Below are 20,282 nucleotides of genomic sequence, written 5' to 3'. Positions count from 1 at the left end.
CCCCATCTACGGAGTCGCCGCTACCCAATCCGCCACGAGCAATCCGGCGGTCGATGAGACCGCCGTCACCAACGCACCCCAGGCGACATCCACGATCGCCACCGGCCAGCTCCAGTGCTTGAGCAATGCCAGCGACGTCAGGTCGAAAGTTGCGTAGCAGAAGAAGCCGAACAGCGCGCCATAGAGCAGCGTCGATTGCCAGCTCGCCCCTGCCCCGCCGCTGACGAAGATCACGACCCCGGCGACATAGATCAGATAGAACAGCACCGCCGGCACGGGCTTGATCTCCCCCAGCATGTTACCGACCTGCGATGTGAAGAAATCCCTGGCGACGACGCCAAGGAACAGAAAATCAAGGGGCACGATGACGAACAGCGTCACCAGATAGAGCACGGCGTATCGGTTCACGGGAAGTCTCCAGCCCGCCAGCAAGGCGCAATCATTCGCAGTATAGGCAAACTACGAATGCGGAGACTTCAGGTTTCAGCGGCGGGGGTGATGCGCCGCCGCAACTGCTCAGGCGGCGCGGACGCGGTCGAGGAATTTTTCGACCTCGGCCTTCAGATGCAGGCTCTCGCTCGAAAGATTCTGCGCGGAGGCAAACATCCGGCTCGACGTCTCGCCGGTCTCGTCCGCACCTTGCGCGGCGTTGCGGATATTGGCGGCGACGTCAGCCGTGCCGCTGGCGGCGGCGCGAACGCTCTGCGCGATGTTCTGGGTCGCGCCGCGCTGCTGCTCGACCGCCGCCGAGATCGAGGTGGCGATATCGCTGATGCGCTCGATAGTCTGGCCGATCGCCTTGATCGCGCTGACCGACTCCTCGGTCGCAAGCTGCATGCTGCCGATCTGGCTGGAAATCTCCTCGGTCGCCTTGGCGGTCTGGCCGGCGAGGCTCTTGACCTCCTGCGCCACCACGGCAAAGCCGCGGCCGGCATCGCCTGCCCGCGCCGCCTCGATGGTGGCGTTGAGCGCCAGAAGGTTGGTCTGCTCGGCAATCGAGGTGATCAGTTTCACCACGTCGCCGATCCGCGAGCCCGCCTCCGACAATTCGTTGATGCGCTGGTCGGTGGCGGCGGCCTGCTTGACGGCGTCCGCCGCGATCCCGTTCGATTCCTGGACCCGGCGGGTGATTTCGGCGATCGAGCTGGAGAGCTCGTCGGAGGCGGCGGCCGCGGTGCGGACGTGCTCGGAGGCGGTCTCGGAAGCGCCGGCCGACTTGCCGGACAGGCTTGCGGTGGTCCGCGCCGTGTCGGTGAGCTGGCGCGCGACGCGCTCGAATTCGCTCGAGGAGTTCAGCACCTTGTCGAGAATGCCGCCGACGCTGGCCTGGAATTCCTCGACGAAGCCGCGCAATTCCGATTTGCGCTGCTCGGCTGAAGCCACAGCGGCGGCAGCCTGCTCATCGCGCATGCGCCGGCGCTCCAGCGAGTTGCTCCTGAACACCGCAAGCGTACGCGCGATCTCGCCGATCTCGTCCATCCGGTCGTCGCAGTTGATTGCGACATCGGCCTTGCCGTTGGCGATGGCCGTGAGCGAGGCCGTGACCGAGGTCAGCGGCTTGGTCACCCGACGCACCAGCACCATGGTCAGCAGCATCACCAGCAGCGCGGCGATGCCGGCGGCGATCGCCATGTTCTGGATGGCGTGTGACAGCATGGTCTCGTAGTGCGCCATCGGGATACCGACGTACAGAAGCCCGACCACCTTTCCGGCCGCATTCACGATCGGATAGTAGGCCGTCATGAAGGTCTTGCCGAACAGCGTCGCCGGTCCCTTATAGGCCTCGCCGCGGCGAACCACCGCCTGTCCGGGATGATCGGGGGCGAGCTGGGTGCCGACGGCGCGGTCGCCGTTCTCCTTCTTCACGTTGGTGGTGCGGCGGATGAACTGGTTGCTCGACTCGTCATAGACGAACAGCGTCGCGTTGCCGCCGGTATAGCTTACCGCGCGGTCGACGATTGCGTGGTCCTTGAACTCGGGCATCTTGGGAATTTCGGCGCGGACGACGGCCCCATCCTTGATGGTGATCTTGGCATCGCCGTAGGTCTCGGCAAACGCCAGTCCCAGCGTGCGCAGGTTGACCTCGATGTCGCGCAGCGCGCGATCGCCGAACTCGGAGGTCAGCGACCAATGGGCCGCGCCCACGACCAACCCGGTATTGACCACAATCAGGAGGATCGCGGAGATCACAGCCTTGGTGCCGAGCCGCAACTTGAGCGCCGGCAGAAACTTTCCAATGGAACGCGTGGTCATAACGAGAAATCCCCCAAAATCGCGCCCAATCTGACCCGTTTTGCTTACGATCACCTTAATGGGGCACAACTCAGGGAAACTACTGCGGTAGCTATTGAAATTTACGCGTGCACGCAGGCCGGGTGTTCTACTTCAAACTGAGCGCCGGTTGACCAGCAGTACCGCCGCAGCGCAAGCCACCATGCCCATGATCGAGACCACGTCCAGCCGCTCGCCGAACAGGACGTAGGCCATCAGCGATGTCACCGCCGGCACCAGATAGAAGAGGCTCGCTACCGAGGTCGCTGCCGAGCGGCGGATCAGCCAGTACAGCAGTCCGATCGATCCGATCGACAGCACCACGGTGAGCCAGGCCAGCGCCAGCATGAACTCGGTGGTCCAGTGCACGACATTGGTCTCGAACAGCCAGGCGCCGAGGCCGAAGAAGATCGTCACCGCGACGTATTGCACGAGATTGCCGGACCGCCAGTCGATCGCGCTGCAGTAACGGCGCTGGTAGAGCGTGCCGAGGGTGATGCTGACCAGCGAGACCGCCGAGGCGAGCCATCCCCAGCCCGCCTCCCCGCCCATCGGCCGGTCGTGCAGGATCAGCACGACGCCGGCGAGCCCAAGCAGCAATCCGCCCCATTGCAGCGGCGTGACGCGTTCGCCGAGCCAGCGGCTCGCCAGCGTCGAGGTGAGGATCGGCTGCAGCCCCGGAATCAAGGCCGAGAGCCCCGCCGGAATCGAATGCGCGATCGCGATCGCCGTGCCGCCGAGATAGATGCCGTGCACCAGAATGCCGGCGACGGCGCTGTGTGCGATGCCGATGCGATCCGGCCAACGGGGGCGCGCGACGGCGACGATGATCGCCATCAGTCCGACCACGAACGCCATGCGGATCGCCAGATAAGTCAGCGGCTCGGCACTACCAAGCACATATTTGGTGCCGATGAAGCCGGTGCTCCACAGCACGACGAAGATCGCAGGCGCCGCGCGTGCGGCAATTTTTTCGAGGTCGCCGGTCATTTGGCGTCCCTGTTGCCCGATCATGTGCTATGCGGCAAGCAGCGATCGCGCAGGGAGACCTGCGCGATTTCACATATTGAAGCCTGTCAATTCGAAGATTTTGAACGAGGAATGCCATGGATGTTCGCGCCGCCGTCGCCGTCGCTGCTGGAAAGCCGCTGGAAGTAACCACCGTTCAGCTCGAGGGACCGCGCGACGGCGAAGTGCTGGTCGAGATCAAGGCCACCGGCGTCTGCCACACTGACGAGTTCACACTCTCCGGCGCCGACCCGGAAGGGCTGTTTCCGGCGATCCTCGGCCATGAAGGCGCGGGTGTCGTGGTCGACATCGGCAAGGGCGTCACCAGCGTGAAGAAAGGCGATCACGTCATTCCGCTGTACACGCCGGAATGCCGGCAGTGCCCGTCCTGCCTGTCGCGCAAGACCAATCTCTGCACCGCGATCCGCGCCACGCAAGGCCAGGGCCTGATGCCCGACGGCACCTCGCGCTTCTCGATCGGCGGCAAGCCTGTTCATCACTACATGGGCACGTCGACGTTTGCGAACTACACCGTGCTGCCGGAGATCGCGGTGGCGAAAATCCGCGAGGACGCCCCCTTCGACAAGGTCTGCTACATCGGCTGCGGCGTCACCACCGGTATCGGCGCCGTCATCAACACCGCGAAGGTCGAGCAAGGCGCGAAAGCGATCGTGTTCGGCCTTGGCGGCATCGGGCTCAACGTGCTGCAGGGCCTGCGGCTCGCCGGCGCCGACATGATCATCGGCGTCGACATCAATAACGATCGCAAGGCGTGGGGCGAGCGCTTCGGCATGACGCACTTCGTCAACCCGAAGGACCTCGGCAAGGATCTGGTCCCTCACCTCGTCGACATGACGAAGTTGGGCGCCGACCAGATCGGCGGCGCCGACTACACCTTCGACTGCACCGGCAATGTCACCGTGATGCGGCAGGCGCTGGAAGCCTGCCACCGCGGCTGGGGTCAGTCGATCGTCATCGGCGTGGCGCCCGCCGGCGCGGAGATTGCGACGCGGCCGTTCCAGCTCGTCACCGGCCGGGTATGGAAAGGCACCGCCTTCGGCGGCGCGCGGGGCCGCACCGACGTGCCGAAGATCGTCGACTGGTACATGCAGGGCAAGATCCAGATCGACCCGATGATCACGCATGTGATGCCGCTTGCCGAGATCAACAACGCGTTCGAGCTGATGAAGCGCGGCGAGTCGATCCGTGGCGTGGTGACGTTCTAGGGCGGCGTCGCACGCGTCTCCCCTCACCATCGCTCGTCATACCCCGCGAATGCGGGGTATCCAGTAGGCCGTGGCTTGTCGATTCGATAACAGGCGTCTCCGGAACACTAAAACGCCCGCTGTCGCGGGCGATGACGAGGGCAAAAGCCTGAACTCAGTGAACCTGGCTCACCACTCTTCCGGGCAGGGATCGACGATCTTCCAGAGTTCTTTGCCGTTCTTGATCTTCTTCATCTCGGTGGTGAGCCCGCCATTGCGGCGAATCCAGTCCTTCACCGTTTCCGGATAATAGGACATCAGGTCCGACGTCCCCTCCGCACTGGTGACCTTGATGCCGAAGGTAAAGGCCTTGTCGTAATAGGCCTGGTGGAAACCGACACTCGCCTTCGGCGTCACGCAGATCTTGTTCATCGGCACGATGCCGAACACCAGCGTACAGGCCGAGTTGCAGATGCCGTCGATGATGACGCGCTCCTTGCGCTCGCGGATCCGCTTGTACTTGGTCTTGTACTCCTCGACATAACCGCCGTGGTCGCGCGTAATGTGCAGGTCCGCGCGCGCCGGGCTCGCGACCAGGACCGAGAGGAATAACAGGGCAAGGGGCGTGATGCGCATGGATCGATCAGGAACCGGATAGCCTCTGTCAGACGCGGAAGTAGGTCGGCCCGTCAAGCAAGACCGGACAGAACTCTGGCCGGACTGTGTTGGGAAAGCGTTAAGCATCCCTTGAGGCCAAAAATGGGCGCGCCAGGCTGGCTTTCCGCGGCTATTCTACCCGCCTCTCCTGGAACCAGGGGCCAGATGAGCTGGGATAGCAGGGGTGTCGACCTCGACCGAATCAGAGCTTACGCTTGTATCTCCTTGTTTTAACGTGATTTCTTTCGATGAACCGCCATCCGCTCAGCTCCAATCGCAACCAGTTCCAGTGAGACCACCGGAGAATCGAAATGACCAAAGCAAAGTTTTTCGTGGCCGCCGCCCTCCTCTCCACCGCGGTCCTGGCCCCAAACCTGGCCGACGCCCGCCATAATCGCCACCACCATCTGTACAATTGGGGCCTGCCCTACGAGATCAGCTTCCTCCACAATTACGGGCCCGGCCTGCAGCCCGGCACCTTCGCCTATTACGACGGCCCCTCCACCGTCCTCTGCCGCCAGGGCGCCGCCGCCTATATCGGCCAGGACCGCCGGCGGCATCCCTGCTACTAGCGCGTCACGGCTGGCTCTATCAGGCCAAGTCTGATACGAGCCAGCGCAAGGCGCTCGTAGCTCAGCTGGATAGAGCATCGGATTTCGATTCCGAGGGTCGGGAGTTCGAATCTCTCCGAGCGCGCCATTCCGACTTTCCCTCCGGAACATAGCTTGTCGGCTGGCACGATTGAGCACTGCAATGGATGTCGCTCGGACAAAACGGTGGAAGGCGACAGAAACCGTTCTGAAGCGCGCATGCGCTGCGTTGCCACCCCCGACACTTGCGGTTCGCGCACAATTTGAAGCGTCGATTACCCAATTTCGAGAGTATGTCAGCCACAATGAGCTTGGGCTGGCCTTTGATGAACTGTGTCTGGCCGCGGAGCTTGTTAACTGTCGAGGTGCTGTCTGGCGGGACCTCGAGCGCGCCGCTGAGTTCATGAGTCTCTCTGATCGCGCGCAGGAGATGCGCAAGAGATTCCTGAACGCGCCGGTCGGCGAAACTTGATGGGGAGCAACGGATTCGGCCATCCGTATGAACCGAACGATGCATCGTCTGGAATCTTCGATCAAAGAGCACCTGGCTCCGGTGCTCAAGGACGATGGCTTCGTCGGCTCTGGTCGCACTTTCCGTCGCATCTCGGGCGATCTCATCCACGTCGTTCAAGTACAGGGATCGCGGTACGGCGGCCAATTCGCCGTAAACCTCGGTATCCAGCCCGCTTCTATTCCAGATCTCGCTGGTAACTCACCGGACGCGACGAAAATCAGACCCGAGCTTTGCGAGTTTCGGCGACGGCTGTCCGAGGCGGAGAGCGATCAATGGTGGAACCATGCAGGGTCGAAGGAGAGCATGGACGCGGCTGTTCGGGCCGCGGCATCGGTCTATGCGACAATTGGTCGAAAGCTCTTCGCCGAGATGTCGGGACCGGAGTCTCCGTTGCACAACATCACGCCTGCGCAATTCGAGGCAGGATTGTATGGCTTCTCAGGCTTTGGTTCTACGAAGGTTCGAATGGCGCGATCGCTGGCTCTTATGCGGCAATCGCTTGGCAATCTGATCGACGCCGGCGCCTTCGCCCGGATTGCGTTGGTGAATCTCGGAGGCGCGCCCGCTCTTCGTGCGGAATTGGAGCAACTCTGCATGACAACCGAAGTAGCCCTTCGGACAGACGGGGAACCCGGCGGCAGGTCACGACAAGCATGACCTCACTCGCGATGCGATGGGCAAGCGTGGCAAGCCTCTTGTGCGTGGCTGGATGCGGCTTCGTGGCAGACGAAGTCCTTGATGGACCTTACCGGCTTGTCGCCATCGACGTTCGCGAGGATATGTCGCTCTGTCGTTCCATGGGCGCAGAGGGGGACTGCTCCGGCGATGGCCTGCCGAAACCAACTGTGTTCCAGGCCGGCGCGAACTCCCAATACGTCGTATTGGCTCGCCATCCGTGGCGCGGAAATGGGGCTCCCGATCGCTCTGTCACGGAATTCTATTACATCGTGCGTCAGGCAGACGAGCGGAATATTAGGAAACGCGTTCCGGTGATGGGTCCTTTCACCGAACTTGAATATCAACAGGAGAAAAACAGACTGCAGCTTCCGGAGTTCAGCAAAGTCTTCCGCGATCTCAAGTGATCCGTAGAGAGGCTAATGGCGCCACAGCGAAGCTGTCGTGCCATCGTTGGCCGTGGCGCGCCATTTCATTCTCCTACCGGAACATAGCCTCGCCTCCCGCGTAGATTGTGCGGGGCGATGCTAACGCCGGCTCCCTTGTGCTCCGGCCCGGAGACGAAAAATGCAGCTCGTGACCCATAGGAAGCTGAAGGCCGGCCGCCTGATGCCCTGGGGCAAAGGCACCGTCGTCACCGGGGCAAAGGGATTTGTCTTCCTCGCCGGGAACACCGCAACCACCGACGACTACGAGCCCTTCAAGAAAGATGGCGGCGCCGTGGGCGACGCGGCCGCGCAATGGCGCAGCATCCTGGCCAACATCAAGGCTGATCTGGAGGAACTCGGCACCTCGCTCGATCACCTGATCAAGCTGACGTTCTTCGTGAAAGGACCGTTCCCCAACGGCGGCGTGTTGAGTTCGCCCAACTTCCGTCAGGACGTGATGGACGCATTTTTCGCGCAGCATTGCCCGAAGCATTGCAGCAGCAACAATCCGCCTCCCTCCGAGGTCATCGGAGTTGCAGCACTTGCGCATCCCGACCTCGTCATCGAGATCGTAGCCGTTGCGGCCCTCCCCGATTAGCCTCGCCCCATGCCCTGCCACGCCCCTTCATAGGGACGCCGTTACGGAACAGGCAGCATGCCGATCAGGAACAAATCCAAATGATCGCAATCGCAATCGGAACTCCCAAACCAAGCGCCCCGAAAATCGCCGCAACGAATTCGGAAAGCAAATTTGCTTGGTGTCGTACGCCAGGTGACGACATGACGTTACTCCTTGGAGCCCCGCGAGCTCGCGCTCGCCCCCAAGATGAACCATCAATCGCGCCTACGGGCTAACGTCCGTGGCGACTCCCATTGACGGCCATGCTGGGACGTTATGGTTAACAAGACGTTAACCGACACGGAAAAGCTTGAGTGGCGCCTGTTTGGCGCCACTCCTTTTAGGCGTTCTTGGGCCGATCAGAACGAACAGCCATAGGCTGTGAGCGAGGCCTTCGTCGCGTCCAGGGTCTGCTTGCAGGTCGCTTCCATGGTCGCCTTGGTCGACGGGTTCTTGGCCATGTCGACCCACGCCTTGCGCGTCTGATCGATCTGCGTCTTGTACATCGCGCGCTGTGCCTCCGGGACCTTGGAGACGATGCAGGCGTCGTACTTGGTCAGAAAGTCGTCGCAGGAGGCGATACCCGTGCTCTGTGCGTTGGCTGCCGCGACGCCTGCGAACAGGGCGATGCCCGTGATGCCCGCGAGCGAGAACAGCTTTCGACGGCTGGCCTTCGAACCTGCCACGGCCTTCGATGTTGCTTGACGCATATTTCTTATCTCCCATGTAAAACAACTAAATGGTTAGTTCACGAGCGGGCCCCGGCTTCGCCTCATGTCTCCGGTTTGACGCGCACAGCATCGCGCACCGGCAATCGGCCGGTGTTGCGCACACGTCGAGCAGTTGGAGCGTTGAGTAGTTCGAGGCGAGACCGGGCACCATCGTACCCGCGACGAACAAATGTTCTGTCAATTTGGCGACATTATGGGTGACGGCGCGGTGACATTGTGATGGCCGCTTGTCGGCGACAGACCGGCGCCATCATGTTCTCCCGCGATGGCGTTGCGACGATCCGCAACGCACCATCGCTCCGGATGCGACAGCCAGGATCGATCCTACCCGGCCGCGGCGACCAGCCGCCGATCGCCGGACAAGCCAAAATCGGCGATGAAGGCCTCGACCTCGCCCTGCGGCATCGGCCTGGCAAAGAAATACCCCTGCATCGTCGAGCAGCCGAGGCGGCTGATGATCTCGACCTGCTCCGCCGTTTCCACCCCCTCGACCACGCAGTCGAACTTCAGGTTGCGGCACAGGTCGATCACCGTCTTGACGATGTTGCGGGCATTCTCCTGCATCGCGATGTTGCGGACGAAGCCGCGGTCGATCTTGATCTTGTCCAGCGACAATTGATGGACGTAGCTCAGGCTGGACTGTCCCGATCCGAAGTCGTCGAGCGCCACCTTCAGCCCCATCGACCGCAAGATCCTCAACGACTCCTGCACCCGCTCGTAGTCCTGCATCAGCGCCGTCTCGGTGACCTCGATGATGATGCGGCGAGGATCGATGCCGCTGCTTTCGATGATGGCCACGATCTGCAGGATCGTGCCCTGCGAAATCAGATCGCGCATCGACAGATTGAAGGACAGGAAGAGACCGTCCGGCCAGGAGCTGACGGCGGACAACGCCTTGCGCAACAGGACCTGCGTAATCGTTCCGATCAGTTCGGTGCGCTCCGCGACCGAAATGAAGACGCCGGGCGCGACGTTACCGAGTTCGGGATTGTGCCATCGCGCGAGCGCCTCGAAGCCGACCAGCCGCGACGTCCCGACATTGACGATCGGCTGAAAATGCAACGACAGTTCTGCGTCAAGATCGATCCTCCGCAAGGTGTGCTCAATGGTGCTGAGCTTGCGGATTTCGACCTCATGCTCCCTGGAAAAGATCACCGGCTGGCCACGGTATCTCGCTTTCGCATGGTAGAGCGCGTAGTCGGCGCGCTCGTAGAGCAGTTCGGCTGTCGTGCCGGCATCCGGCGCAAGGGCAAATCCAACCGAGCCGCCGATCTTGGCGACGATCCCGGCGACCGAAAACGGCGCGTCGAAGACCGAGCAGATCCTGGCGCCGACCGCGAGCACAGCTTCGGAACCGAGACCGGCGTCGACGATGATGCCAAACTCGTCGCCTCCGAGCCGCGCGATGAATTGCGTGTCGTCGGAAACCTTAAGGAGACGCTGACCGGTTTCCTTCAGCACCCGATCGCCGACCCCATGTCCATAGAGATCGTTGACGGCCTTGAATCCGTCGAGATCGAGCACGCCGACCACGAACCTGTGGTTCGCCGTTCGCGCCTGCTCTGCAAGGATCGAGAGCCGGTGGAAGAACTGGCGCCGGTTGGGCAGATCGGTGAGGCTGTCGACATTGGCGAGACGGAAGTTCTCGTTGCTGAGACGCCGGGTCTCCATTTGCCCGTTGACCATGGCGGCGAACTGCCCGGAGCAGATGATCAGGATGTAGATCATCGCGACCGTGACCAGGAACAGGTTCAAGCCGATGGCGATATGAACCACGTCGCCGCTCGCAAGCAGAAAAACCACGAACGGCGCGATCACCGTGCCAGTCAGGATCAGCGCCGCCGGGCGCACATGCATCAGGCAGAAGATGCAGCTGACCACCGTGATGCCGACGAAAAACAGGATGTGCCCGTGGCGGGAGGTGTCGCCGTACGGAAACAGGCTCAGCGCCCATGCCAGGAACGCAAAGCCCAGCGCGCCGCCCAGCACCACGGTCGCGCGCAAGGTGCGGGCGGCAGCTTTCGGCTCGACCACGCGGTTGCGGCGCTGCAGCCAGATCAGACAGCGAATGGCGCAGGCCCCGACCAGAACGCCGGGAAATACAACGGTCAGAATCGTGGGTGCGATGCCAAGATGCGTGGATGCCAGCGCGATCGAATTCACGCTCAGGATAAAATAGAGCAAGGGGACCTGCCGCGAAAACGCCGCGAGCTGAGCCCCCATCAATTCGTGATTCTCGGCATCAATCCGAAATAGATTCAAAGTATTGTTCATGCGGCAACCGATGAGGATCCGACCTCATCGACCGTGTCGCAAATACCTTAAGATCGATGCTGTGCCGGTTCCCCCGCAATGCTCGGCTGGTTAACGGCGCGCTAATTGCCCCGAAAATCGCTAAAGCCCGGAATCACGCCGTCGACGTATCGATCGAGCGGCGTATCACCTTCCGTACCTCGGCATTGGAGAGGAACAGATCGTGGTTGATGACACCCCAGCCTGAATCGGACGCATCGATGACGCGCACGCCAAGCTGCTCGATGGCGGCCTTCTCGGCGGCGCCGACCCGGGTCATCCCGCCAGCCAATCGCCCCGAGATCGCCAGCGCACGGTCGTTCGTCGCGGCGACGACGGTGATCTTGCGGCCGAGCGGGCCCAGACGGGTAACTGACGACGAGAATATGTCCATGTCGATATCAGGCGAGGCGAACACCACGGCTCCGATCCTGTCCGAAACGGTGTCGCCACTTCGTGCATAGAGCTGGCGCAGACTTTCGAGCGCGAGCATGGTGCCCATGCTGTGCGCGACGATGTGAACACGTCCGGCACTCGGGCTCGTGACGGCGGAATTGAGCACGCGCTCGAAACCGTCGCGGGACCACATCGCGCTGTCGCGATCATAGGCATAGTCGAACAACCCCGCCTTGGACGGCCACGAGAACACCATCGTCTGGCCGCGGAATTTGATGCCGTCGGCCAGATGCGCGGCATCGAGCGCCGCCGTCTCGAATGTCTGCTTGAACCCGTGCACGTAGATCAGGACGTCGCCCTGCCCGAGAAGATCGCTGACCTCCCCCGACGCCGGCTCGACCGCATCGAGACGCCAATCGCCGAGACCGGCCGCGGCGAGCGAGAAACGGCTCTCGTCAGGCGGCACCAGTTTCGCCCGGGCGACGGTCATCCTCGTCGCACGCTCCGGCCCGAACCAGGGTTTCGCCCGCGCACCGTTCGCCGGCTTGCGCGTGGTTGCGACGAGCAAAGTCGGCTCGACCGCGAGGGAGGACGCGTCGTAACGCGTGCCTGTCGCGCCCAGGCTGGCGCATCCGCCGAGCGCCAGCACGCTGGTTGAAGACACGATCCCGCGCAGAACCGCGCGGCGGGATGTAACGGTCTCGTTTTTCAGCAAATGTTGGACGATCACACTGAACCCTTGGGAACAACGCCCGTTCGCAGAACCCGCCCGGCGCAGGTCTCCTCAATCAGGATGGCGAGAAAAGGGCGGGCGGCTGCGACCGCAGTTGTTCCGGTTCCGTCGCGATTCTGTGATCCCGAGGGGCCGCGACGAAACCGTTTTGCCCTGCCGCGAAGCGCTCCGGAAACAAACCGCCGTTACCGTGCCGCCAATCAAGCACGGGGTTAGATCATGTTAGTAACGGTCCTCAACCTCATCTACCGCGAATTCCTCAAGCGTGCCCTTTCCGGCATGACCATACAGGGAGGAAGGCTATGACCGAGGTCGTGACAGCATTCCTCATCTTCGTCAGCATCGGCATATTCCTGGCCCACGCATTTGATGCCTATCGGCTGCGCTAGGTCGCCGCGCCACACCTGACACGGTTGCTTCGCGAGAGCTGTCGGCGTTTTCTTGCACGCTCCGCGGAGCCGTTTATCAGGTGCCATCCTTGCTTGCGATGAACACGTCGCGATCCGGGAATTTTCCGAACGCCTCCGCCGGCTGTCCGAAATTCGTGGCGAGCACGTCCCTGGGATTGGCCGCGATCCATTGCGACAGATCGATGGCCTCGTAGATGCCGGCATTAAATCCGATCAGGATGCGTGCCGTGCTGTTGCCGACATTCTCGATCGAATGCCCGTAGCCTTGCGGGATGTAGCCAACATCGCCCTTCTGCAATCGCTCGGTCCGGTAGCGGCCGTGAGAGCCGAACAGAGTGACGCTCGCCTCACCTTCGATGACGTATTGCCACTCGTCGGCATTGGGGTGCCAATGCAGCGTCCGCAGCGCGCCGGGATCGAGATCGAGGACGACGCCGGTGATCGTCTTTGCAATCGGGAAGCGGCTGGAATCGACGCGCCACTCGCGGCCGCCCCGATAGGTCGCATGCGGCGGCTGCGCCAGCAGGCGGTATTTGTGGGTCTCCGGCGGCAGCTTCCAACCCTGCAAAGGCACCGAGGGCTCGGCCGGCGGCGGCTTGCCGCGCGCGAAATACACTTCCTCCTTCGGAAAGGTCGCGAACGTCGTTTCAGGCAGGCCGAAATTCTTCGCCAGCAGCGCCGGCGGCGTATGCCCGATCCAGTCGGTGATGCTGAAGGTGCCGAATTCGGAGAAATAGCCGTTGTCGAAGATCAGGATGAAGTGGCACGGCTTGTCACCCAGGCATTGCAGCATATGCCCGTGGCCGCGCGGAAAATACCAGACGTCGCCCGGGTCGAAATCATTGGTCTCGGCAAGGCCGCTGGGGTCGACGACGGTGGTGCGCACCCGCCCCTCGATGACGAACGCCCATTCGGCGGCGGTGGCATGCCAGTGCAGCTCGCGCATCGCGCCGGGCTCGAGCCGCATCGAGACTCCGGCGATGCCCTTGGAGATCGGCAGTTGCGCGACAGTGGCCTCCTTGCCGTAGCTGTTGCCGATCACCTTGCCGTCCGACTTCTCCATCGCGAATTTGAAGGTCGGCAGATCCTTGCCCGCGAGCGCGGGGTCCGGGACGTTGTTCATGAAGCTCGGGTCGCCGCCTGCGGCCGGCTGCGCCGCGGCCAGCGCTGCCAGCGAGGCGATGCCCGCGGCAGCCAGAAACTCCCGACGTTGTGGATCGGACATGGATGCACTCCTCCGCGGCCATAAATCCCTCGGGCGGCCAGCAAGAGAGCGCCCAAGGCGGGACTCAATCAAGTGCACGCAATAGAGCACAGGTTTGATGCCGACAGATGCGCTGCCAACGGCCAGCTGCCTACCACTGGAGGTCACACGATACCACGCCAACACCCTCTGGTCCTGGGGCGGCCTATTCGAATGGCCGTTAAATCAACGAGTTAGACAGACGCTCTGGGATGGTGCTAGAGATCGCTGGCGCGCAGCGGGATTTAGCGATTCCGAAGGTCGGGAGCTCTGGTCTCTCCCGGGCGCGCTCGTCGCTCACGGCTATTCGGACATTTCAATATGAAAAAGATCATCCTCGCGCTGGCGGTGCTGTATCCGGCCGCGACCTTTGCGCAAACGACCGCCCCCGCCGCCCCTCCGACGGTCGGCGGCAAGCCCCTGATTCAAGTCGGATCGAAGGGCAAGAAGGAAGCCCCGGCAAAACCCCTGTCAGCCGCCCAAAAATTGCAGGCCTGCCAGGACATCGACGACGCGACCAAGGAACGGCTGAATTGCTACGACGCCGTTTACGCACCACAGCCCAAAGCGAAAGCGCCGGCGGCGAAGAGCGTCAGCGACTGCCGTTTCGTCAAGGAGGAAGACGAGCGGCTGACCTGCTTCAACGGGTTTGCGGACAAGATTCCGAAGCTGCCGCGCTAGATCAGGCGAGCGGGCCTACCAGGTCCAGGTTGAACGCGGGCTCGGACCGCCGAAGAAGCCGAATTGCGACTGCTGTGCGACCCGCACCTGCGGCGGCTGCGCAAACTGCATGGGCGGCGCCTGACGGGTCTTGGCGACCTTGCGCTTGCGCTGAACCTGCGGCTCGGGCTTCTTCGCCTCGCCCGGGACGAACTGGGCAAACGTCTCCCGAACCCGGGCCTGGGCGTTTGCGTCGGCCGAAACAGGGGTCACGGCGGCGGGCGCGGACGGCGCAACGGCCTGGGCGATCGCGGCCGGCGGCGGAACAATGGTCGGAAGGCTGGTGTCGTAGACCACCCGCTCCGGCAGCTTCTGGTCGGAGCGAATGCGCACGACGGTCTTGTCAACCGAAGGAGCGGCCTGGCTTGCCACGACGGCCTCTTGGGGAACAAGAGCATCAATCGCCAACAACAGCGCGAGCAACACTCCGCCGACAAACAGGAAATAACGCGCTACGGGCATTGGACTCGCTCCCCCCGCACGAGCATCGCGCGGTTCAATCGCTCAACGGGCGATATATCGATTAGTTCCTGGCCGACCGGCAAGGTTCAAAGGCACAGCTCACATTTCCGGGATGAAAGAGGCGAATTCACGCCGCGCAGGGTTAAACGCTGGGTTAAATGCGGCTGGCGGTCACCAGTGAACATTTCGCCTTATTTGCGTTGACGTTGACGAACCCAACCAGCATGCCGGCATAGCGCTTCCTGCTCTTCATGTTCACGGTATCGGGAATGATACGCCGGCGGTCGGTCAGATGGCTGCCGTCCCGGCGAGCGAAGCTACAGGCAATCTCGATATCCTTCACAGCGTACTCATTGGCGTTGCGAAGCGTGAACGTCACCAGCGCTTTCGAGCCGAGCCCGCCCCTGCGCCACGACTGCGAAACGATTTTCAGGCCGTCGAGTGGCGACCCGGCAGGAGCCACCGTTTCAGGCAGCGCGATATCGGGAGGCGCCCCGGCGATAGCCGCCGGGCTGGCATCCGGGGAAACAGCCGCCGGCTCCGTGTTCGACAAGGTCGCCTGCGTCGCGGCCGTATCGTCAGCTCGGGATGCGTCTTGCACTTGAGGAGGCGTTCCGGCGGAATGGCTCTCGGCATCGCTCGCTTGCGGGAGCATCAGCCAGATGGTGCATCCGGCAATGGCGATGGCCGGCAGCGCGGCAAACCGCGCTTCGGACTTTCCGAACGACCACCCGGCGATCCTCATAGCCGTGCCCTCAACCCGGCAGCGCCGGCGATTGCCGTGCCGCGCATGAAAAAAGCCCTACGGGCGTTTTCCCGTACGGCTCTTGTCACGACCGCCGCTGTACGGATCCCGCCGCGCATCAACAATCACCCAGAGCAGAAATGGTTTCATACCACCTCGACAATATTGCGGCGGTAGCGCAAGGCTTGCAGGATGGAATCGTGGATGCGCGGTGGCTAGATTGCCGCACCACAACGTCGGCTTTGAAGCCGCAACAACAACAATGGGGAAGACCGAAATGCCGACCGTTACCTGGGACCATGTCCATTTGCGCAGCCCCGATCCCGAAGCGACCGCAGCCTGGCTGCAAGACGTTCTGGGCGGCGAAATCGTCCGTGGCCCTGGCCGGATCGACGTCAAGCTCGGCGGCGCCAATGTCTTCATCGCGCCCGTCACCGCTGGCGACGGCGTCAACACACCGCCGGTGACGCCCTATCAGGGCCTCGACCATTTCGGCCTGACCGTGAAGGACATCGACGCGGTCGCTGCCGAGATCAAGGCCAAGGGCGTCGAGTTCACGAAGGAGCCGACCACCATCCGGCCCGGCGTTCGCATCTGCTTCATCCGCGGGCCGCAGGGCATGTCGATCGAGCTGCTCGAGCGCGACAAGAAATATGCGTGACGCGTCGGCGAACTGCATTGCTTCAGGTTGTCATCACCCGCGAAAGCGAAAGCGGGTGATCCAGTATTCCAGAGGCATTAGACAAAACCGAGAGGCCGCAGCGTACTGGATACTCCGCTTTCGCGGAGTATGACAGTCATGGGGCGCGCCAGCGCTCGTGCGTCACGTCATCGAGCCCGGCATGAAGCAGCGGATGCTCAATCCCTGATAGCCGCGGATCGGCCAAACCATGGTTCGCCCGACGCGGTTGGGTTCGGTGATGACGGCGTCTTCAGGCACGTCATGCCACTCGCCATCGATGCGAACGCGGTAGTGCCCGCTCTTCGATTCCCAATCCACATCGCTGACGGCGCTGCCGTCGGCATCGGAGCAGCACGGGCCCTTCCCGCTCTTCAGACTGTCGAACCACTGCTTCAGCGGTGAGTTGGCATAGCGACCGTCGGGATCGCGGGCCTCGCCCGGATTGGAGACGAGCGGCATCAGCAGCATGCCGCCGATCACCAGCGGTTTTTTCCAACGGCCCGCGCGGTGACGGCCCGTGGTTTCAAGATTGCCATTCTCTGCGTAGAGGTGCGGCACGTGGCCGCCGGAATAGATCCAGTTGGTCACCTGTTTCTCTTGCTCCAGCACCCGCCGGCCGGTGCCGAAATCAATTATGCATTTCGCGGGCCAAGTTGATCCCCGGCCGTCCTCACCACGTCACGTCGGAGTGGTACGCTTCACGTTTGCTTCCTGTACGGGAACGGACAGACAACCTGACGCGTTGACGGTGCAGCCCATGCTTTGGCATAACCCCTTGATCGGCTTCGGTGGGCGCTGCGGCCGGCTTCTGGGACCTCATGAAGAACGGGCTCTATTCGATCCACGTCACCCTGCTGGATGGACGCATCGGCAAGGGCAGCGGCGTCATTTTGTTCCGGGATGGCCAGATTCTCGGCGGCGACGCCTATCTGTTTTATACCGGCAGCTACACGGTCAAGGGCGACACCTTCAAGGGCGAAGTCCTGGTGCAGCGTCACACCACCCCGCGCGACAATGACAATCCGCTGTTCGGCGGCCCCAATCCGGTCGGCATCGGCGTATCCGGCACCTTCACCGATAACCGCGGCAGCATGAATGGAACCGCGCTCGTCGGCAAAGCCAGCCAGATCTTCGGCGCCACGCTGCACAAGCTCGCAGATATCAACTAGCGGTCTGAACGCGCGCCTACTCCGCGGCCTGCTCCAGCGGCGCCGTGCGCGGCAGGATGATCTGGATGCGCGTGCCGCCCCCCGGCTCGGAATCGAGGTCGAGCCGGCCGCCCAGGCGGGTCGTCACGATGCTGTAGACGATGTGCAGGCCGAGCCCGGTGCCGCCCTGGTCGCGCCGCGTGGTGAAGAACGGATCGAACGCGCGGCGGCGGACATCGAGGCTCATGCCGCAGCCATTGTCGGAAAAAATGATCTCGACATTGTCCTTGCCGGACTCGCGCACCTGGATATCGACCGTGCCGGGCTTGCCGTCCGGAAACGCATGCGCCACCGAATTGAGGAACAGGTTGGTGAGCACCTGTCCGTAGGGCCCCGGATAGCTGTTCATGATCAGATTGGGCTGGCACTCGACATTGAGCGTCAGATTGTGTTTGCGCAGGCCCGGCCGCAGGCTCATCACCACTTGCTCGGTGAGATCGCCGAGATCGAAGGAGCGCTGGTCCGAATAGTTGCGGTCGGCGGCGACCTGCTTGAACGACTGGATCAGCTCGGCGGCGCGGTTGAGGTTGGCGACGAGCTGCGACGAAGCATCGCGGCTGGTGCCGAGAAAATCGTTCAGGCTGGAACGCCGCAGTTCGCCGCGGGCGACCTCGGCGGCAAAGTTCGACGTCTTGCGCTCCAGGGCGGAGGCAACCGTCAGGCTGATGCCGACGGGATTGTTGACCTCGTGCGCGACGCCGGCCACCAGCCGGCCCAAGGCGGCGAGCTTTTCCGCCTCGATCAGCGAATTCTGCGTCTCACGCAGGTTTCGCAGCGCTCCCTCCGCCGCATCCTTGGCCTTGCGCATCTCCAACTCGACGCGCTTGCGCTCGGCGATGTCGAGCGCGACGGTGACGATGGTTTCGATCTCGCCGGACGCATCCAGAATCGGCAGCTTGTTGACCAGCCACTGCCGCATGTTGCCGGACGCATCCTTGTATTCTTCCTCGTAGAAGCCGAGTTCCTTGCCGGCCGCCAACACCCGCTTGTCGTGCTCGTCAGTCTTTCCCGCGCCGTAGCGCGACATCAGCTCGGCGGTGGTGCGGCCGATCGCATCCCCCGGCTCGACTCCGAAAATGCCGGCCATGTAGCGGTTCATCAGGACGTAGCGGAGCTGCTTGTCCTTGACGTTGATGACCGCAGGCACGGTGTCGATGACCATTTGCAGCAGGCGGCGGCCCTCGGCAATCGCATCCTCGGCGCGCTTCTGGTCGGTGATGTCGCGCACCGTTCCCTCGTAGCGGACGATGACGCCAGCCTCGTTGTGCACGGCGCTGGCGCTATCGGAAAGCCACAGCACCGAGCCGGTGTGGGTGCGAACCTGGTACTCATATTCGCGCACCATGCCGTCGCGCTGCATCAGCCGCTCGTATTCGGTCCGCGCCTCTGGATGGACGTAGACGGTATCGGAGATGTCGCCGATGCCGTTGATCAGATCCTGCGGCGTGGCATAGCCCATCATCCGCGCCAATGCCGGGTTGGCGTTCAACAGCGCGCCACCGGGCGTCGTGACGTAAATTCCGTCGACCGAGGACTCGAACAGCTTGCGGTAACTTTCCTCGGCAAGCCGCTGTTCGGCGAGCGCGCGCACCGCCGCCTCGCGCGCAGTGTCGGCATCGACCAGCGTCTGCCTGAATACTTCGGCGGCGCGGGCAATGTCGCCGATCTCGTTGTCTACGTCGGTCGCCGGGATCGAGGCGCTCTTCTCGCCGCCGGCCACCGCGCGGATCGAGGATGCGATCGCGGCAAGCGGACGCACGGTGCGGCGAACCACCAGCAGCGAGGCGAACAGCCCGATCAGCACGCCGGCAGTGCCGAGAACGATGCTCTGCCACTTGGCTTCCGCCAGCGTGCGGGCGAAATCGCGGGAAAGCACACGCCCCCGCCGCTCACTGACATCACGCAGTAATTCCGTGACGCGCTGGATCAGCCGGCCCTCCGCGCCCAACACCTCCTTGTCGATGTCGGAGATCTGCCGCTCGCGGATCGAGATGCCGATGATGGCTTCGGCATAGGCATTGACGGCGGCCCGCAGCTTCGGGTCCTCGATCGTCATCGAGCGCATGCTTTGCGCCGCCTGTTCGGCGGCGGACGGGTTGTGCGCCAGCAGCGCCGAAGCGATCCGGCTCTGGGTCTGTGACAGGCTCAACGCGATCTGCGGATCGGGCGCCTCGGCAACCGCGGCATCGAACTTTTCGCGCAACGGCGGCAACGCCACGATCATTTCGGCGCGGCGGTTGATCAGCGCGGAAATCCGTTCGATGCCGCTGCGATAGGTCGACAGGCGCTCGGTGACGCCGTCGATCATGTCCTGCTGCTCGGGAGCAAGCTCCAGCCGCGTCTTCTTCAGGATCTCGCCGAGCGCGCTGGCGGCGTCGCCGACCTGGAGCGACTGGTTGCCGGGATCGGTGACGAAGTCCCGCGCCGCAAGCCGCAACTCGTTCATGCGGCGGTCGATATCCTCGGCGAGGTCGCCGACGCTCTGCAGCCGCTGCAGCTCGGCAAAGGTCGAATCGATGTGACGGATGGCGATGACGCTGGCGGTCGAGGTGATGATGATCACCGCCAGCACCAGCATGAAACTGCCGAATGTCAGTTGGCCGATCGAAAGCGAGAACGATCGCGGCGGCAGCGAATTCGGCGGCGTTTCAGCGGTCATGTGGGGTCGGGGCAGGCTCCAATCGGGCGCAATA

At 62.9% G+C, this 20,282-nt stretch carries 21 protein-coding genes and 1 tRNA gene; 10 read left to right on the top strand and 12 right to left on the bottom strand.

Annotation, left to right across the window (positions count from 1 at the left end; genetic code table 11):
• Positions 1 to 6 precede the first annotated feature (6 nt).
• From CQ14_RS12190 to CQ14_RS12180, 3 genes are all read right to left on the bottom strand, one after another.
• Positions 7 to 408 (bottom strand): DUF2177 family protein, encoded by a 402-nt coding sequence (locus CQ14_RS12190; protein ID WP_057858102.1) that lies wholly within the window; start codon positions 406 to 408, stop codon positions 7 to 9.
• 108 nt (positions 409 to 516) lie between these two features.
• Entirely contained in the window at positions 517 to 2,253 is a 1,737-nt protein-coding gene (locus CQ14_RS12185) for a methyl-accepting chemotaxis protein (protein WP_057858101.1), read from the bottom strand.
• Between the two features lie 132 nt (positions 2,254 to 2,385).
• A complete protein-coding gene (locus tag CQ14_RS12180) occupies positions 2,386 to 3,261 on the bottom strand; it encodes a DMT family transporter (RefSeq protein ID WP_057858100.1) in 876 nt (291 codons plus the stop codon).
• Between the two features lie 116 nt (positions 3,262 to 3,377).
• Between CQ14_RS12180 and CQ14_RS12175 the strand changes: the two genes are divergently transcribed.
• Complete coding sequence (locus CQ14_RS12175) at positions 3,378 to 4,505, top strand: S-(hydroxymethyl)glutathione dehydrogenase/class III alcohol dehydrogenase (RefSeq protein WP_057858099.1); 1,128 nt, start codon at positions 3,378 to 3,380, stop codon at positions 4,503 to 4,505.
• Between the two features lie 168 nt (positions 4,506 to 4,673).
• Here CQ14_RS12175 and CQ14_RS12170 read toward each other — a convergent pair whose 3' ends face one another.
• Positions 4,674 to 5,120: a hypothetical protein gene (locus tag CQ14_RS12170; RefSeq protein ID WP_057858098.1), complete on the bottom strand. Its 447-nt coding sequence runs from the start codon at positions 5,118 to 5,120 to the stop codon at positions 4,674 to 4,676.
• 332 nt (positions 5,121 to 5,452) lie between these two features.
• Between CQ14_RS12170 and CQ14_RS12165 the strand changes: the two genes are divergently transcribed.
• The 6 genes from CQ14_RS12165 (at position 5,453) to CQ14_RS12140 (ending at position 7,946) form a co-directional block, all read left to right on the top strand.
• Positions 5,453 to 5,713 (top strand): hypothetical protein, encoded by a 261-nt coding sequence (locus CQ14_RS12165; protein WP_057858097.1) that lies wholly within the window; start codon positions 5,453 to 5,455, stop codon positions 5,711 to 5,713.
• A 50-nt stretch (positions 5,714 to 5,763) separates the two neighbouring features.
• Positions 5,764 to 5,840: transfer RNA gene (locus CQ14_RS12160), tRNA-Arg, on the top strand.
• Between the two features lie 54 nt (positions 5,841 to 5,894).
• Positions 5,895 to 6,203 carry a hypothetical protein gene (locus CQ14_RS12155; protein ID WP_057858096.1) on the top strand — a complete coding sequence of 103 codons (309 nt, stop codon included), beginning with the start codon at positions 5,895 to 5,897 and terminating at the stop codon, positions 6,201 to 6,203.
• 39 nt (positions 6,204 to 6,242) lie between these two features.
• A complete protein-coding gene (locus CQ14_RS12150) occupies positions 6,243 to 6,902 on the top strand; it encodes a DUF4304 domain-containing protein (protein ID WP_199805511.1) in 660 nt (219 codons plus the stop codon).
• Between the two features lie 62 nt (positions 6,903 to 6,964).
• Positions 6,965 to 7,327 (top strand): hypothetical protein, encoded by a 363-nt coding sequence (locus CQ14_RS12145; RefSeq protein WP_156434905.1) that lies wholly within the window; start codon positions 6,965 to 6,967, stop codon positions 7,325 to 7,327.
• Positions 7,328 to 7,487: 160 nt separating this feature from the next.
• Positions 7,488 to 7,946, top strand: a complete 459-nt coding sequence (locus tag CQ14_RS12140) for a RidA family protein (RefSeq protein ID WP_057858093.1) — start codon at positions 7,488 to 7,490, stop codon at positions 7,944 to 7,946.
• Positions 7,947 to 8,326: 380 nt separating this feature from the next.
• Here CQ14_RS12140 and CQ14_RS12135 read toward each other — a convergent pair whose 3' ends face one another.
• The 4 genes from CQ14_RS12135 to CQ14_RS12120 form a co-directional block, all read right to left on the bottom strand.
• Positions 8,327 to 8,677, bottom strand: a complete 351-nt coding sequence (locus CQ14_RS12135; protein WP_057858092.1) for a hypothetical protein — start codon at positions 8,675 to 8,677, stop codon at positions 8,327 to 8,329.
• Between the two features lie 345 nt (positions 8,678 to 9,022).
• Positions 9,023 to 10,972: a putative bifunctional diguanylate cyclase/phosphodiesterase gene (locus tag CQ14_RS12130; protein WP_057858091.1), complete on the bottom strand. Its 1,950-nt coding sequence runs from the start codon at positions 10,970 to 10,972 to the stop codon at positions 9,023 to 9,025.
• A gap of 133 nt (positions 10,973 to 11,105) precedes the next feature.
• On the bottom strand, positions 11,106 to 12,098 hold the full coding sequence (locus tag CQ14_RS12125; protein WP_057858130.1) for an alpha/beta hydrolase: 993 nt from the start codon (positions 12,096 to 12,098) through the stop codon (positions 11,106 to 11,108).
• Positions 12,099 to 12,584: 486 nt separating this feature from the next.
• A complete protein-coding gene (locus CQ14_RS12120; RefSeq protein WP_057858090.1) occupies positions 12,585 to 13,754 on the bottom strand; it encodes a cupin domain-containing protein in 1,170 nt (389 codons plus the stop codon).
• A gap of 339 nt (positions 13,755 to 14,093) precedes the next feature.
• On the opposite strand from CQ14_RS12120, the gene CQ14_RS12115 reads away from it, so the two are divergent.
• The gene (locus tag CQ14_RS12115) at positions 14,094 to 14,453 is read left to right on the top strand and encodes a hypothetical protein (RefSeq protein ID WP_057858089.1); all 360 of its coding nucleotides are present in this window, start codon (positions 14,094 to 14,096) and stop codon (positions 14,451 to 14,453) included.
• Between the two features lie 15 nt (positions 14,454 to 14,468).
• Here the strand turns inward: CQ14_RS12115 and CQ14_RS12110 are convergent, their stop codons facing one another.
• Both CQ14_RS12110 and CQ14_RS44605 read right to left on the bottom strand, forming a co-directional pair.
• Positions 14,469 to 14,954, bottom strand: a complete 486-nt coding sequence (locus CQ14_RS12110) for a hypothetical protein (protein WP_057858088.1) — start codon at positions 14,952 to 14,954, stop codon at positions 14,469 to 14,471.
• 154 nt (positions 14,955 to 15,108) lie between these two features.
• Positions 15,109 to 15,699 carry a hypothetical protein gene (locus CQ14_RS44605; protein ID WP_057858087.1) on the bottom strand — a complete coding sequence of 197 codons (591 nt, stop codon included), beginning with the start codon at positions 15,697 to 15,699 and terminating at the stop codon, positions 15,109 to 15,111.
• A gap of 277 nt (positions 15,700 to 15,976) precedes the next feature.
• Between CQ14_RS44605 and CQ14_RS12100 the strand changes: the two genes are divergently transcribed.
• Positions 15,977 to 16,360 (top strand): VOC family protein, encoded by a 384-nt coding sequence (locus CQ14_RS12100; RefSeq protein WP_057858129.1) that lies wholly within the window; start codon positions 15,977 to 15,979, stop codon positions 16,358 to 16,360.
• A gap of 162 nt (positions 16,361 to 16,522) precedes the next feature.
• Here the strand turns inward: CQ14_RS12100 and CQ14_RS12095 are convergent, their stop codons facing one another.
• Positions 16,523 to 16,969, bottom strand: coding sequence for a hypothetical protein (locus CQ14_RS12095; RefSeq protein WP_057858128.1), 447 nt, complete (start codon positions 16,967 to 16,969; stop codon positions 16,523 to 16,525).
• 230 nt (positions 16,970 to 17,199) lie between these two features.
• Between CQ14_RS12095 and CQ14_RS12090 the strand changes: the two genes are divergently transcribed.
• Positions 17,200 to 17,550, top strand: a complete 351-nt coding sequence (locus tag CQ14_RS12090) for a GrlR family regulatory protein (RefSeq protein ID WP_057858127.1) — start codon at positions 17,200 to 17,202, stop codon at positions 17,548 to 17,550.
• 16 nt (positions 17,551 to 17,566) lie between these two features.
• Here CQ14_RS12090 and CQ14_RS12085 read toward each other — a convergent pair whose 3' ends face one another.
• The gene (locus CQ14_RS12085) at positions 17,567 to 20,248 is read right to left on the bottom strand and encodes a PAS domain S-box protein (protein ID WP_057858086.1); all 2,682 of its coding nucleotides are present in this window, start codon (positions 20,246 to 20,248) and stop codon (positions 17,567 to 17,569) included.
• Positions 20,249 to 20,282: the final 34 nt, after the last annotated feature.

Origin of the sequence: Bradyrhizobium lablabi (assembly GCF_001440475.1) — a bacterium.
Lineage (GTDB): Bacteria > Pseudomonadota > Alphaproteobacteria > Rhizobiales > Xanthobacteraceae > Bradyrhizobium > Bradyrhizobium lablabi.
The sequence above is the reverse complement of the archived record's forward strand: the minus strand, read 5'-3'. Positions and strand labels throughout refer to the sequence as shown.

Excerpts from the sequence above, each read along its gene's own strand:
- CQ14_RS12135 (WP_057858092.1), bottom strand. The coding sequence starts at position 8,677 with ATGCGTCAAGCAACATCGAAGGCCGTGGCAGGTTCGAAGGCCAGCCGT.
- CQ14_RS12185 (WP_057858101.1), bottom strand. The coding sequence starts at position 2,253 with ATGACCACGCGTTCCATTGGAAAGTTTCTGCCGGCGCTCAAGTTGCGG.
- CQ14_RS12115 (WP_057858089.1), top strand. The coding sequence starts at position 14,094 with ATGAAAAAGATCATCCTCGCGCTGGCGGTGCTGTATCCGGCCGCGACC.
- CQ14_RS12120 (WP_057858090.1), bottom strand. The coding sequence starts at position 13,754 with ATGTCCGATCCACAACGTCGGGAGTTTCTGGCTGCCGCGGGCATCGCC.
- CQ14_RS12170 (WP_057858098.1), bottom strand. The coding sequence starts at position 5,120 with ATGCGCATCACGCCCCTTGCCCTGTTATTCCTCTCGGTCCTGGTCGCG.
- CQ14_RS44605 (WP_057858087.1), bottom strand. The coding sequence starts at position 15,699 with ATGAGGATCGCCGGGTGGTCGTTCGGAAAGTCCGAAGCGCGGTTTGCC.
- CQ14_RS12180 (WP_057858100.1), bottom strand. The coding sequence starts at position 3,261 with ATGACCGGCGACCTCGAAAAAATTGCCGCACGCGCGGCGCCTGCGATC.
- CQ14_RS12110 (WP_057858088.1), bottom strand. The coding sequence starts at position 14,954 with ATGCCCGTAGCGCGTTATTTCCTGTTTGTCGGCGGAGTGTTGCTCGCG.
- CQ14_RS12165 (WP_057858097.1), top strand. The coding sequence starts at position 5,453 with ATGACCAAAGCAAAGTTTTTCGTGGCCGCCGCCCTCCTCTCCACCGCG.
- CQ14_RS12085 (WP_057858086.1), bottom strand. The coding sequence starts at position 20,248 with ATGACCGCTGAAACGCCGCCGAATTCGCTGCCGCCGCGATCGTTCTCG.
- CQ14_RS12130 (WP_057858091.1), bottom strand. The coding sequence starts at position 10,972 with ATGAACAATACTTTGAATCTATTTCGGATTGATGCCGAGAATCACGAA.
- CQ14_RS12090 (WP_057858127.1), top strand. The coding sequence starts at position 17,200 with ATGAAGAACGGGCTCTATTCGATCCACGTCACCCTGCTGGATGGACGC.
- CQ14_RS12150 (WP_199805511.1), top strand. The coding sequence starts at position 6,243 with ATGCATCGTCTGGAATCTTCGATCAAAGAGCACCTGGCTCCGGTGCTC.
- CQ14_RS12140 (WP_057858093.1), top strand. The coding sequence starts at position 7,488 with ATGCAGCTCGTGACCCATAGGAAGCTGAAGGCCGGCCGCCTGATGCCC.
- CQ14_RS12175 (WP_057858099.1), top strand. The coding sequence starts at position 3,378 with ATGGATGTTCGCGCCGCCGTCGCCGTCGCTGCTGGAAAGCCGCTGGAA.
- CQ14_RS12155 (WP_057858096.1), top strand. The coding sequence starts at position 5,895 with ATGGATGTCGCTCGGACAAAACGGTGGAAGGCGACAGAAACCGTTCTG.
- CQ14_RS12100 (WP_057858129.1), top strand. The coding sequence starts at position 15,977 with ATGCCGACCGTTACCTGGGACCATGTCCATTTGCGCAGCCCCGATCCC.